Consider the following 13,132-nt stretch of genomic DNA (forward strand, 5'->3'; position numbering starts at 1 on the left):
GCCCGAGCCAGCGCGGCGGCTGGCGGTGGGCTTTGACTTGCTCCCGACTCCGTAGTAACTACGCTCCTCGGGCGAGAATCGCGCGTGATTTCAGCCCGTTTCCCGAAGCGCCCACCAGCTCCGGGGTAAACTCACGCTAGTTCCCTCGCACCAGCCAGGCGGGCGCCAGGGAGCGGGCAACCACGCCGGGCTGCGGATCGGAATCGGCGCTTGTCGCCGAGGCGCGCTTGGGCGGAAGATCGATGCAAAGGGGAGACACCATGGCCTTGCAGCTCGCACCGAGGCGCGCAGCTTACCTGGATGTCAGCGAGACCCTCGCGGCGGGACCGGGCCCGCTGTCGGAGGAGGAGCACGGCCACCTCGAGACCCTCGATCTGGTCTACCGCTCCCTCTGCGCCCTCCTCTACAACTACGTGCCCACCTCGGGGCATCCGGGTGGCTCCATCTCATCCGGCCGCATCGTCGCCATGCTCCTCTTCGACGCGCTCGACTACGACCTGGCGCAGCCCGACCGGGAGGACGCCGACATCGTCTCCTATGCCGCCGGGCACAAGGCCATGGGGCTGTACGCCATGTGGGCCATCCGGGACGAGATCGCGCGGATCGCCGCCCCCCAGCTCCTCCCCCGGGAGGTGAGGCTCCGCCTCCGCCTCGAGGACCTGCTGGGCTTCCGCCGCAACCCCATCGTCAGGACGCCGCTCGCCTCCGCGTTCGGCGCCAAGGCCCTCGACGGGCACCCGACCCCGGCCACGCCGTTCATCCGGCTCGCCACCGGCGCCTCCGGCGTTGGCGTCGCCTCCTCGCTGGGACTGGCCTTCGGCGCCATGGACTACTTCGGCGCCGATGCCCCGCGCGTTCACATCGTCGAGGGCGAAGGGGGGCTCACGCCCGGGCGCGCCGCCGAGGCCCTCGCCGCGGCCGGCACCGCCTCGCTCGGCAACGCGATCATGCACCTCGACTGGAACCAGGCCTCCATCGACTCGAACGGCGTGTGCCGCGAGGACGGGCGGCCCGGCGACTACGTGCAGTGGAGCCCGTCGGAGCTGTTCCAGCTCCACGACTGGAACGTGATCTCCGTCCCCGACGGGAAGGACCTCCGCCAGGTGGCCGCCGCCCAGCGCGCCGCGCTGGCCATGGACAACGGCCAGCCGACGGCCGTCGTGTACCGCACGCTGAAGGGCTGGCGATACGGGATCGAGGGCAAGGCCTCCCACGGCGCCGGGCACAAGATGTGCTCTGACGGCTTCTGCAAGGCGCTGGCGGAGCTCACCGGGAGAGCGGAGCTGATGCTGCCGACCTGCGAGGCTGGCAAGCAGCGCTGCCTGGCGGCCCCCGACAGCTCGGCGGTGATCGAGGAGTGCTTCTGGGAGTCGCTCCAGATCGTGCGCAAGCTCCTCGAGCAGAGCGCGCCCGCCGTCAAGGCGCTCGCCGCACGGCTCGTGGCCGCACGCCAGCGCCTGGACGGGCGGGCCCGCCGCCCCCGGGCCGGCGCGCCGCGGCTGGAGGCCGTCTTCGAGCTGGCCTCGACGGGGCCGGCCACACCATCGGAACTCGCCCTCCAGCCCGGCGCGATCACGACGCTTCGTGGGGAGCTCGGGCGCGCGCTGGGACTCTACAACCGCGCCTCCGGCGGAGCGCTCCTCGTCGCCGCCGCCGATCTCCTCGGCTCCACGAGCGTGAGTGCCGCGGGGGCGGGGTTCCCGGAGGGCTACTGGAATGCCCGGACGAATCCCGCGGCGCGGATCCTCTCGATCGGCGGCATCTGCGAGGACGGGATGTCGGGGATCCTCTCGGGTCTCTCCACCTTCGGTCACCATATGGGCGTCGGCTCCTCCTATGGCGCGTTCATCGCGCCCCTGAGCCACATCGCCGCCCGCCTGCACGCCATCGGCGCCCAGGCCAGACAGGCGCTGGCGGGCGACCCGTACCGGCCGATGATCGTCGTCTGCGCCCATGCCGGGCTCAAGACGGGGGAGGACGGCCCGACTCACGCCGACCCGCAGCCGCTCCAGCTCCTCCAGGAGAACTTCCCCCGGGGCACGGCGGTCACGCTGACGCCGTGGGATCCCCGCGAGATCTGGCCGCTGCTCGCCGCCGCGCTCGCCCATCGTCCGGCGTTCATCGCGCCCTTCGTGACCCGTCCCAGCGAGCCCGTCCTCGACCGGTCCCGGCTCGGGCTCGCGCCCGCCGAGGAGGCCGTCGCCGGCGTCTACCTCCTGCGCCGGCCACGGGGCCAGGGCCGCGGGACGGTGGTGCTCCAGGAGAGCGCGGTGACCTATGCCTTCGTGCAGCAGGCGCTGCCGCTGCTGGAACGGGACGGGCTCGATCCCTGGATCTACTATGTCGCCAGCGCCGAGCTGTTCGGACTGCTCCCCGTGGAGAGGCAGCGCCGAATCTTCCCGGAGGAGCGCGCCCGCGAGGCGATGGGCATCACCGGCTTCACCTTGCCGACGATGTTCCGCTGGGTCTGCTCGGATCTCGGCCGTTCCATGACACTCCACCCGTTCCAGCGCGGCCACTACCTCGGCAGCGGCCAGGGCGACATGGTCCTGGCCGAGGCCGGCCTGGATGGCGAGAGCCAGTACCTGGCCATCAAGCGCTACCTCGAAGCCTTGCCCCGCTGAGGCCGCGAGCCCACAAGGACCGTAGCAGTTCCCTCCACCCAGCAGACTTGTCCTGTCAGGGTCAGGGGAGGCCGGAGTCAGCAACGTCCTGATTTTCCATTACTCCATGCGTGGCTCGATGTTTGCATTGTAGGTTCCAGAGAACGAGCCTAAAGGGGGGGCCAGATTCTGAGCTGGATAGGCAGGGGATGGAGCCGGGTCGAGCGGCCAGCCGCCGTGGCCGCCGCGCCAGGCGCGAGGGCCGTCCGGCGGGGTCCCTTCGGCCGGATCCGCGAGAACCTCGCAGACAGCCGGGACCCGATCTTCGTGGGCCTGGGCGCGAGCGGCGAATTGCTGGCGGCTCGGGTCCGCATCCTTCTCCTGTGTGTCCTGCTCGCCATCCAGCTCGTTCCCGGCACCGCCGCCGACATCAGGCTGGTCACGCTCCCGCTCAACGTCGTGGCGCTGATCGTCGCATTCCTCTTCTACCGCGTGGCCTCGCGACGGCCCCGGCCATGGCTCGAAGGCTCCGCCAGCAGCGCTGCGGACGTCACCCTCGTGAGCTGCGGTCTGGCCGCCTTCCTCCTCCTGGATCAGCCCCACACCGCGGTCAACAGCGGGACGCTCTTCGAGCTCTACTTCCTCGCCATCGGCTGCGCCAGCCTCCGGTACAACCCGCAGGCCTGCGCCCTTACCGGCCTCTTGGCTGTCGCTCAGTACGGGGCGATCGTGGTCTACGCCGCCGCCCGCTGGAACCTGAACGATGCCCGCTATGCGCCATTCAAGCTGGGCATGTTCGACTGGAGCACTCAGGGCATGCGCCTGATCCTCATGGCCGGCGCGGCCCTGGTGAGCGCCCTCATCGTGCTGCGAGCCAAGAACCTGCACCACCTCTCCACCACGGATCTGCTCTCGGGCGCCGCGAGCCGCCGGGCCTTCGACGAGCGGCTCGAGGCCGAGGCCAGCCGCGCGCGCCGCAACGGCCGCCCGTTCACGCTGGCCCTCATCGACGTGGACAACTTCAAGCAGGTCAACGACACCCGCGGTCACGCGACCGGCGATGCCGTCCTGCGCGCTGTCGCGGCGATCTTCGTGCGGTCGCTGCGGCCCAGCGACATGGTGGCTCGCTTCGGCGGGGACGAGTTCGCGCTGCTCCTGCCCGAGACCTCCGCCGAGCTGGTGATGGACAGGCTGGAGCGGCTCCGGGCCGAGGTCGCAGCCTCGAGGATCCGGCCGTCAGGCGACCGCTCGGGGAAGCCCGTGCAGGTGACACTCAGCATCGGCGCCGCCAGCTGGCCGGACGACGGTCCGCTGGTGCCGCTCGTGCTGGCCGCCGCCGACGCCCGGCTCTACGAGGCCAAGCGGCGCGGACGGAACAGGCTCGTGGGGCCGGCGCCGCACGAGGAGCTGCGCGAGCCGAGTCCGCGGGACGCCCCCGATCCATTGCCCCTGTCCCGCTGACCCCGAGAGGATCCAGATGCGACTCCGCCCCCTGACCGGCTGGACGATTGTGGTCATCTTCCTGGGATCGCTCGCCTACACTGCCGCGTTCGCGACGGCGAGCTACCTCGAGACCACTCACCTGGTGGACTGGATCGCCTCCGATGCGGCCACGAAGGGCAAGGCCGCCGCCGACCCGCGGAGTCAGGAGGCTCGCCAGCGGTTCGTCAGCACCGTTCGCTCGGCGTTGCTGGCCGCCTCCGGCCGGCCGGGCACCGTCCTGACTCGGGACGGCGTCGCTGTCGCCGAGACGCCCGAGGGCGTCCGGGTGACGGTGCAGTGGGCCTACCCGGTGTTCTCCTACGGCGGCCGGACCCTCCTCGCCGTGCCCCTGTCCGTGGACCGCTCCATCAGCCTGAGGCCGTAGCCCGCGGCAATCCCCCAGGGGGCAGCCGCAGCCGGGCGCGGTCAGGGCGGCGTCGCGCGGCCCAGGTCCCGGATGGGATGGCGGCGCCCGTCGAGGAGCAGCGCCGGTCCGGTCCCATCGTCGGCCAGGAGCGGGGCGAGCTGCTGTAGCGCGACGCGGCCGAAGCGGGCTCGGAAGGCGCCCTGGCGGACCCGGCAGTAGAGATGGTCCCCCTCGGTCTCGAGAGTGGCCGGTTCGAGGGGCTCCGTGTAGCCGCCCGCGAACCGCAGTTCCACGCACCGCGCCCGCCCGGCCTCCGCGCTCACTCCCAGTCGCTGCACCACGAAGGGCGTGTCGTGAGGCGCGAACCAGTTCTTTTCCCCCTGGCACACGACGAGATATCGCCCGTCGTCGCTGCGCCGCATCGCGCGCAGGAACAACCCCAGCACCGCAGCATCGACGATCTCGGTGCCATCGTGGAACACGCGTCCTTCCCGGTCGACGAGGTAGTGATACTCCCGCATCCCGTCTGGATTGTACCCCGCAGGGATCCCGCTGGCCGGCGGCGCGCGGGCCGGACGGCGCGGCATGGGGTCCGCGGAAGGCCTCGGAGGCTCTCACGCCGGTTGACTTGCCTGGCCCTCCCGGCCTAGCATCCCGCAAGGGGGCGGAGATGGGGTTCGACTATGGCCGTTACTTCGGCGAGATCGCGGTGATCAGGGATCTCACCACCATGCCGGAGGAGGCTCGGTGGCGCCTCGCTCCGCCTCCGCCCCGGCCCGAGCCCCACCGGATCATCCTCTATCTCGGCTGCAACGTTTTCCGCACCTCGCACATGGTGCGCACGGTCACCGCGATCTTCGACCGCCTCGGCCTCGACTACCTCGCCGTCGGCGGCCCTACCTACTGCTGCGGCATCGTCCACCACCAGCAAGGCCATACGGCGGCGGGGGGAGGGCTGGCCAGTCGCACCGCCCGCCTCCTCGAGCGTTACGAGCCGGAAGAAGTCGTGATGTGGTGCCCTTCCTGCATCTATTTCTACGACGAGGTGCAGCAGATTCCGCTCCCGTTCGCCGTCCGCCACGCCAGCGAGTTCCTGGTCTCGCGGCTGCCGGAGCTCGCCCTCACGCAACCCGTGAACAGGTGCGTCGCCCTCCACCATCATGCTGTCAGCGAGCCGCGCCGGCGCGAAGGGATGGCGGGCCTCACGCTGCTCCGGGCCGTGCCCGGGATCCGTCTGGTGGACAACGAGCCGGATCCGCGCCTGGGCCGGGCCTGCACCCCGGCCGTCCGCGAGGAGATGGGCACCGAGGCCTGGAACCAGATGGTGCGCGACGAGATCGATCGGGTCCGCGCGGCCGGGGCCGACACGCTGGCAACCATGTACCACGGCTGCCAGCGCTACATCTGCCCCTTCGAGGCCGAGCACCCAGTGGCGATCGAGCACTACCTCGCGCTGTTCGGCCGGGGCCTCGGGATCGACTTCGAGGACAGGTTCAAGAAGTACCGCCTCTGGCGGGACCCGGAGCGCGTCCTCGCCGAGACCACGGCCTGCCAGCGCGCGAACAACGTGGATCCCGCCCGGGCCCGGCAGGTGGTCGGCGAGGTCTTCGGCCGCCGCTGATCCCCTCGCGAGCCGCGGGGCCCGCCTAGCTAGGAGAGCCCCTGCGAGTGGCACTGCCGGCAGAGATGCGTGTAGTGCCCGCCTCCCGTGTCGCCCTCCTCGGTGAGCTGGCCCTGCCCGGACATGTAGAGGAGCCCGAATGGGTTCCGGTTCCCATGGCCCTTGTGGCAGGACATGCAGGACACCGCATTGTCACGATGGGGCCAGGAGCCCGAGGGACTCAGCGTCGGCACCCGGTTGGAAAGAGAGGCGTAGCGGGTGAAGCTCGAATGGCGGTCTCCCCGTGCGCCCACGCCCACCCCCACCGTGGGGTGGCGCAGCCATCCGCGCCCTAGTTCCCCGCCGAGCGTCCCGCCCATGTTGGCAGATCCCGCCGCTCCGTGGCGGAGCGTGTGGCAGCCCTGACACCAGGCCCCGTACGCGGATTTCGTGGCATCGGGCTGATTGAACGCCACCTGCCGGGCGGCGTAGCGCTCGGCCACCGCGGCCGACGCCTTCAGCCACACGTCCCTCGTCCGGTCGTTCACCGGCCCGGAGCTGTACGTGATCCGCCGGTCGGTCCCGGCCGTGCCCGGCCGCAGCCTGAGGTTGCGGTACTGGCGCAACTCGCCGTGCGCCGCATGGCAATCGGAGCAAGTCAATCCCCCCCTCCCGGGAGCCCAGGTTCCTCCCGGCGCTTGGGCCGCGCTCCCCAGCGTGTGACCGGTGATGTGAGAGAGGCCGCCGCCCAGGGCACCCGCCTGACGCGGCACTCCCGCGGGGGCGGCGCCGACAACCGCCGGGGCCTCCCCGTTGGTGCCGGCGTGACAGGACAGGCAGATGGAATTGATCTCCTGGCGCGAGATCCTGAAGCCGTTCCTGTGGCATTCGGCGCAGGCCAGCGTATCGCCCACATGGTAGTCGCCGGCCGACGCTGAGCCACCCATGAAGCTCAGGGGCCAAGACAATCCCGTGAGGGCCACGAGTGCAGCAATCGCGATGGACCGGCTCCAGCCGACAGCGGCGCCCGTGATTTCCTTCCTCACGGAACACCACGGAGAGCAACCCGGGTGCCATCAGGGGAGCAGGAGGATCAGAGCGCCAGATCAACCACTTGTGTGCCGAGAGCTGCGGCGGGGAGGTCGGCTCTGCCTGCCAGGCTGGCACCGCATGCCATCCTGGCAGGCAGAGCCCTGCGACTGACCGAGCGGCCGGCACAGTCTTCGCCGGCTCCCGCGGAGCCGCACACGCTCCGTGCCAGGCCGCATAATCTGCGTACGGGGCCCTGCCTGCTCGGTCCCCGCCGTGGAGATCTGCTCGGAGAGATCAGCGGCCGGGGCTGGCGCGCTCCCGCGCTGGGCCGGCACGTGCCAGGATCAGTCGCGGTCCTGGGGGGCGGCGCGCTGAAGCGCCCGCCGTCGCTTCTTCCGCGCCTGGGCCTGCTTGCGCTTTCGCTTGACCGACGGCTTCTCGTAGTGCGTGCGGCGCTTCATCTCCTGAAAGAGGCCGTCCTTGAGCATGTGCTTCTTGAGTGTCTTGAGCGCAGCCTCGATCTGGTTGTCGAAGACCTCGACTCTCATTCAGCGCCGCCTGAGGTGCGAGGTGGACCGGTAGGCTCGGACGGGCTCCGAGCGGTCCACGACGTTCATCTCGATGAGCCGCTTGGCGCCTCCTGCCACGGCAGCGGCGATCGTCGGGAAGGTCTCGTGGGACTCCGCGACACTCTCCCCCGCGTAGTTGACGATCCGCCAGCGCCAGAACGGGCTCTCCGGGGTCGAAACGGCCACGACCTGCATCGCGCGCTCCCGGCTAGAAGCGGCGGCCGCCGCTCCGACCGCCGCCCGAGCCTGCGGAATTGGCGATCTCGACCTTCAGGGTCCGCCCGTCCACTTCCTGGCCGTTGAACTTCTTGACCGCCGCCTCGGCCTCCTCGGCCGTTGCCATCTCGACGAAGCCGAAACCGCGCGAGCGCCCGGTGTCGCGGTCCGTCACGACTGCGGCCGATTCGACCCCGCCGGCCTGGGTGAACACCTCGCGCAGCCGGTCGCTGGACGTGGAGAAGGACAAGCCGCCGATGAACAGTTTGTGCGCCATGGGACACCTCCGGGTGAATCTCCCGCTGTCGGCGACACGCCCTGGAACGCGGAAGAGGGCGCCAGAGCCGTGGTCTGGCGAGGAGGGGGGTCCACGATGAGCCGACGACCGGGCCAGACCCATGCAGTATGACACATCGGCGGCCGCGGGGTCGCCTTCAGTTCGGGCGAGGTCAGTGTCGGCCAGGCGCGCCCCGGGCGCTCCGTCACGCCCCCGTGTGCGGCGAGCCCAGGGTCCAGCTCCGGGATCGCGGCTCCGCCGCGCCCTTCACATGGCGATCCGTCGCGTGACCGCGCGGCTGAACGTGCAGTTGGGGACGACGGCCGAGTGCTTGCCCGGCCCACCCGCCACCGTGACGAGGATGTCCGCGGGGGTCGCGACGATGGGCAGGCGCGCCACCTCGTCCTGGATCGCGTTCATCCACGCCGGCCACTCGTGGATCCCGTACATGCCGCCGAGCCGCAGCTCCCGCAGCGACCGGCGGGCCTGGGTGAAGCAGAACTCCTGCACCTCCCGCCGGCCGAACCCGCTCCTGGCCACGGTGTCGGCGTGCTCCGGGCCCAGCAGCAGGAGCACCTGGCTCTGCGACATGTACCAGCCCACGTTGGTGCCGAGCGTCGTCATCACGCTGCAGCAGTTGGTCAGGATCCCGGTCGCCGTGCTCGAGACGTGGTCGTTGACATTGTGCGGGCCCTCGCCCCCGAACACGGTCACGGTGCTGTCCTCGGGCCGGAAACCGAGCGCCACGCGGAGCGGCTCCCACGGCGTGGCCTCCTCGTTCTCGGCGACGGTGTAGGAGTACTTCGAGGGCTGCCCCTGGGTCGCCATGTCACCGTGGCCCGGCCAGGCCCCGCCCACGTTGAGCAGGATCAGCCGGATCGCGCGCCCGATCGTGGCGTTGGCGCGATTGCCGGGACCGAGGCAGCCGGACCCCGCGTGCATCCCGATCCGGCGGGCGCAGTCGCCGCTCACGACGACGAGCGGCGCCACGGGATGCGTGGTCGCCTGCACCCCGTAGAGGTTGAACGCCGGGTCCAGCATGGCCTCGACCGCCGCCAGGATCACGGGGAAGTAGTCGGGCAGGCAGCCGGCCATGACGGCGTTGATCGCGAGCTTCTCCAGCGTGGCCGCCCGCCAGGCGGGCGGCATGTCACCCAGGCTCTCCTGCGGATCGCGGCCCGCTCTGGCGAGCATGGCGTGGACGCGCGCCTCGGTGGGTGGGACCACTGGCAGCCCGTCGGACCACTGCTGCTCGATGAAGTAGGCGTCGACCGCCTCGGGGCTGTCCGGGAGCTCGACGCTCTGGGCGGTGAGCTGCATCTCGGTGGTCATCAGGCGCTCCTCCCCCCGCTCATGCCGGCTGCACGGGCCGGAGCGGCCGGGTGCCGGCGGCGGCCTCCAGGGCGTGAAGCGTCTGGAGCGCGCGCTTGGCCACCGTGTCGAGCGCCACCCCGCCGAGCGGATGGTCGATCACGATGAGCGGCAGCTCCGGGACCCCCTTCGTCGCCCGTTCCGACTCGGCCAGGCCCCGGAAGGCGCTGGTGGTGATCAGCGCGGCCGGAACGCCGGCCCGGATGATCTCGACGGCGTCGTGGAGACTCCACGACGTGCAGGAGCCTCAGTCTCCGGAGCCGGTGATGACGAGGTCGCAGGTGCGCGCCATCTCGGCGAGCACCTCGGGTGGTGCCGGCACGGCGGCATGCGCCTTCTGCCGGTGGATGATGTGCGCCACGCCGTGCCGCTCCGTGAGGGCCTCGCCGAGCATGCGGACCAGGTGGTCGAAGTTGGTCTTGCGGTTGTCGATGAACCCAATGGTCTTGCCTTCGAGGCTCGGCAAGGGCGGGGCCGGGATCGCCCGGATCCGGGACTCGCCGACCGGGCTCAGAACCCGAATCGTGTGTGTCATGACTGTCCTCCTTCAGGGCCGGACCGGCCGGCCGTCAGGTCGAGAGAAACCAGCGGACGAGGCGCCGGTACTGAGCGTAGGGCACCTCGCCGACGACGCGCACCCGCCCGCGCCCGTCGCTCAGCAGGACGGTGGGCACGGCGTCGACCCCCGCCTTGCGCGCCGCCTGGTACTGCTCGACGACAACCGCACGGTACCTCCCGCTGGCGAGCGCCTCGCGGAGAGCCTCCCCATCCAGGCCGAGCGGTGCGATGGCCGTCGCGAGCGCCTCGGGGTCGGCGATGTCCACGCCCCGTTCGAAATGCGCCTCGAGCAGCGCCAGGCGGACCGCCGCCGCCCTCCCGGGCGCCGTCGCCTCTACCCAGCACGCGGCCTCGAGCGCGGGCAAGCTCCACGCCGGGAGCGGCACCGTGTCCGGCCACGCGGTGAAGCGCGCGCCCTCGCCGAGCTCCTGGGCGCGCTGCCAGGCCTCGCGCGTGTGCGCGTCCGGCAAGCGGGCGGGTCTCGGCTCGGGGAGGATCGGGAACGCGCGCCAGAGGAGCCGCACACTGGTCCCGAATTCCTCGGCGAGCCGGCGGAGGCGGACCGCCGCCGTGTAGCAGTACGGTCACAGGAGATCGCTCCACACCGTCACCTCAACCGGGCTGCCCATGCTCTGCTTCCGCTGACGCGGGAACGCGACTCGTGCGCCGCCGTCGCTCGACCGCCGGGGCCGAGGCTTCGAGAGCGGCGCGGAAGTGCCGTGCCACGATGGGCCCGGGCGCGCTCCCCGCCGTCAGGGTCTCGCGGAGCGCCGCCGTCGCCGCCCGCTGGCACAGGCCCGCGAGCTCGCCGCCGACCCAGCCCGGGGTGAGGTCGGCCAGCACCTGCCGGTCCACGTCCGGCGCCAGCGGGAGACCCCGGAGGTGCACGTCGAAGACGTCGAGCGCATCGTCGCGCGAGAGAGGGCCGAGCTCGATGACGTCCTCGAGGCGCCGCGCCCCGAACAGTGCCGGGTCGAGCAGGTCGGGCCGGCTCGTGGCTCCGATCACGACCACCGGGCTGGCGCCGGCCAGACCCTCGAGCTCCGCGAGGAGCTGGGCCACGGCGCGGTCGCCCACCCGCGACTCGCCAGGCGCGCCCCGGGCGGCCGCGAGGGCGTCGAGCTCGTCGAGGAGGACCAGCGAGGGGGCGGCCTGGCGTGCGCGCCGAAAGAGGTCGCGGATCGCGCGCTCGGTGTCGCCGACCCACTTCGAGAGGAGCGCGGCCCCGCTCGTGGCAAAGACGGGGAGCCCGCTCTCGGTGGCGGCGGCCCGCGCGAGGAGCGTCTTCCCGCTCCCGGCCGGGCCGACGAGCAGGATCCCCTGTGGCAGCCGAACCCCGTAGTGGCGGCAGAGCTCCGGGTGGCGGACACGCCACTGCACGGCCTCGCGCAGGCGCGCCTTGGCCTCGCCCAGGCCGCCGACATCCTCCCAGCGCGCCGGGGCGATGCCCACGGCGAGGGGACGCATGGCCGCCGGGCGCGCCACGTCGCAAGCCGCCAGCAGGTCCGCTTGCCGGACCTCGAGCGGCGTGGGGTCGAGGCCAGCCGTCTCGAGCGTCTCGCTGAGCACCCGCAGGGCGGCCTCGCGGCACAGCCCGGCCAGGTCCGCGCCCACGAAGCCGTGCGTTCGCTCGGCGATCCGGGCGAGATCCACGTCGGGAGCCAGTGCCGTCCGGCGGGTGAGGGCGCTGAGGATCTCGAGACGCCCCGCGGCGTCGGGCGGACCGATGGCGATCTCCAGGTCGAAGCGGCCGGGGCGGCGGAGCGCCGGGTCCACGGCGTCGGGGATATTGGTCGCGGCCACGACCACCACCCGGCTCTGCGGCCCGAGGCCGTCCATCAACGTCATGAGCTGGGCCACCACCCGCCGCTCCACCTGCCCTTCGACGTCCTCGCGCTCGGGCGCGATGGCGTCGATCTCGTCGAAGAAGATCAGGGCCGGGGCCTGGGCCCTTGCCTCGGCGAAGACGTCGCGGAGATGGGCCTCGCTCTCGCCGTAGTACTTGTGGACGATCTCGGGCCCATTCACCGGGATGAGGTGGGCGCCGAGCTCGGCGGCGAGCGCGCGGGCCAGGAGGGTCTTGCCGCAGCCGGGCGGGCCCCAGAGGAGCACGCCGCGCGGCGGGTCGAGCCCGAGCCGCTCGAAGAGCTCCGGGTGGCGGAGCGGGATCCCGACGACCTCGCGGAGCCGCCCGATCTCGCGCCCGAGCCCGCCGACATCGGCGATCCCGACCGTGCGGCCGGGTGCGGGCTCCACCTCGAGCGCCGTGGTCGATTGCACGACGACGGGCCCCGGGGGCTCCGTCTCGCGCACCACGAGGACGGTCGCAGGACGCCCGGCGGGCGCCCACTCGATCCAGTCACCGGCGATCACCGGCTCCCCCGCCAGGTCGCGGCACAGCGCCGCGCCACCACCGTTCACGAGGGCCCCGTCGACGCTCACGCGGAGGCGCACGGCGTCGGCGGCGTCCACGGGGGCGACCCGCACGCGGTCCCCCGCGGCGACCGCCGCGTTGCGGCGGACGCAGCGGGAGAGCCGGACTGTCCCCTCGCTTCCGTCCTGGACGGCGGTGCGGAGCAGCCGCGCGGCCGTCGTGCGACGGCCGTGGACCAGGACCACCCGGCCCATCGGTACCCCCAGCCGGGCCAGATCGGCAGGCGCCAGCGCCACCGCGGCGCCGCCCCGAGCCTCGGGCTCGTCCGGGCCAACCACCGTGACCAGCCCCGCCGGCCCGCTCGCGAGCACCACCTTCTCGCTCACTCCCCCGCTCCCTCAGCCGATCCAGTGGGCCGGCAGCCAGAGCGCCAGCGGTGGGAACATGACGAGCACGACCGCCACACCCAGCATGACCAGGAGGAACGGCATGCTCCCCCAGATGACCTCGGACAGCTCAGTCCCGGTGACCCCCTGGATGACGAAGAGGTTGAGGCCGACGGGTGGGCTCAGGAGCCCGGCCTGGAGCAGCACCGTCATGAACACGCCGAACCACACCTGGTCGAAGCCGGAGGCGCGGATCATGGGCAGGACGAAGGGGAGCATGATGATCATGAGCGAGAA

The 13,132-nt window shown here is 72.0% G+C and carries 13 protein-coding genes and 1 pseudogene; 4 read left to right on the forward strand and 10 right to left on the reverse strand.

Features of this window, described 5'->3' with window-relative positions:
* Positions 1-260: 260 nt before the first annotated feature.
* The 3 genes from HYV93_11300 to HYV93_11310 all read left to right on the forward strand — a co-directional run bounded on the left by HYV93_11300 (position 261) and on the right by HYV93_11310 (position 4,470).
* Positions 261-2,624 (forward strand): hypothetical protein, encoded by a 2,364-nt coding sequence (locus HYV93_11300; protein MBI2526563.1) that lies wholly within the window; start codon positions 261-263, stop codon positions 2,622-2,624.
* A 216-nt stretch (positions 2,625-2,840) separates the two neighbouring features.
* Positions 2,841-4,064, forward strand: a complete 1,224-nt coding sequence (locus HYV93_11305; protein MBI2526564.1) for a GGDEF domain-containing protein — start codon at positions 2,841-2,843, stop codon at positions 4,062-4,064.
* A 16-nt stretch (positions 4,065-4,080) separates the two neighbouring features.
* Positions 4,081-4,470 (forward strand): hypothetical protein, encoded by a 390-nt coding sequence (locus HYV93_11310; GenBank protein ID MBI2526565.1) that lies wholly within the window; start codon positions 4,081-4,083, stop codon positions 4,468-4,470.
* 41 nt (positions 4,471-4,511) lie between these two features.
* On the opposite strand, the gene HYV93_11315 is transcribed toward HYV93_11310, so the two are convergent.
* Positions 4,512-5,039, reverse strand: coding sequence for a DUF1285 domain-containing protein (locus tag HYV93_11315; GenBank protein ID MBI2526566.1), 528 nt, complete (start codon positions 5,037-5,039; stop codon positions 4,512-4,514).
* Between the two features lie 83 nt (positions 5,040-5,122).
* On the opposite strand from HYV93_11315, the gene HYV93_11320 reads away from it, so the two are divergent.
* Positions 5,123-6,073: a (Fe-S)-binding protein gene (locus HYV93_11320; GenBank protein MBI2526567.1), complete on the forward strand. Its 951-nt coding sequence runs from the start codon at positions 5,123-5,125 to the stop codon at positions 6,071-6,073.
* A 29-nt stretch (positions 6,074-6,102) separates the two neighbouring features.
* Here HYV93_11320 and HYV93_11325 read toward each other — a convergent pair whose 3' ends face one another.
* From HYV93_11325 to HYV93_11365, 9 genes and pseudogenes are all read right to left on the reverse strand, one after another.
* Positions 6,103-6,999, reverse strand: a complete 897-nt coding sequence (locus tag HYV93_11325) for a hypothetical protein (GenBank protein MBI2526568.1) — start codon at positions 6,997-6,999, stop codon at positions 6,103-6,105.
* A 429-nt stretch (positions 7,000-7,428) separates the two neighbouring features.
* Positions 7,429-7,632, reverse strand: a complete 204-nt coding sequence (locus HYV93_11330; GenBank protein ID MBI2526569.1) for a 30S ribosomal protein S21 — start codon at positions 7,630-7,632, stop codon at positions 7,429-7,431.
* Entirely contained in the window at positions 7,633-7,848 is a 216-nt protein-coding gene (locus tag HYV93_11335) for a hypothetical protein (GenBank protein MBI2526570.1), read from the reverse strand. It lies immediately after the preceding gene.
* Positions 7,849-7,861: 13 nt separating this feature from the next.
* Positions 7,862-8,146 (reverse strand): RNA-binding protein, encoded by a 285-nt coding sequence (locus HYV93_11340; GenBank protein MBI2526571.1) that lies wholly within the window; start codon positions 8,144-8,146, stop codon positions 7,862-7,864.
* Between the two features lie 267 nt (positions 8,147-8,413).
* Positions 8,414-9,478: a hypothetical protein gene (locus HYV93_11345; protein MBI2526572.1), complete on the reverse strand. Its 1,065-nt coding sequence runs from the start codon at positions 9,476-9,478 to the stop codon at positions 8,414-8,416.
* Positions 9,479-9,764: 286 nt separating this feature from the next.
* Positions 9,765-10,052, reverse strand: coding sequence for a hypothetical protein (locus HYV93_11350; GenBank protein MBI2526573.1), 288 nt, complete (start codon positions 10,050-10,052; stop codon positions 9,765-9,767).
* A gap of 34 nt (positions 10,053-10,086) precedes the next feature.
* A pseudogene (locus tag HYV93_11355) lies at positions 10,087-10,656 on the reverse strand (DsbA family protein).
* Positions 10,657-10,687: 31 nt separating this feature from the next.
* The gene (locus HYV93_11360; protein MBI2526574.1) at positions 10,688-12,835 is read right to left on the reverse strand and encodes an AAA family ATPase; all 2,148 of its coding nucleotides are present in this window, start codon (positions 12,833-12,835) and stop codon (positions 10,688-10,690) included.
* Between the two features lie 12 nt (positions 12,836-12,847).
* Positions 12,848-13,132, reverse strand: a 285-nt coding sequence (locus tag HYV93_11365) for a TRAP transporter large permease subunit (protein ID MBI2526575.1), incomplete at its 5' end; no start/stop codon positions are given.

The organism is Candidatus Rokuibacteriota bacterium, assembly GCA_016188005.1.
Classification (GTDB): Bacteria; Methylomirabilota; Methylomirabilia; order Rokubacteriales; family CSP1-6; genus UBA12499.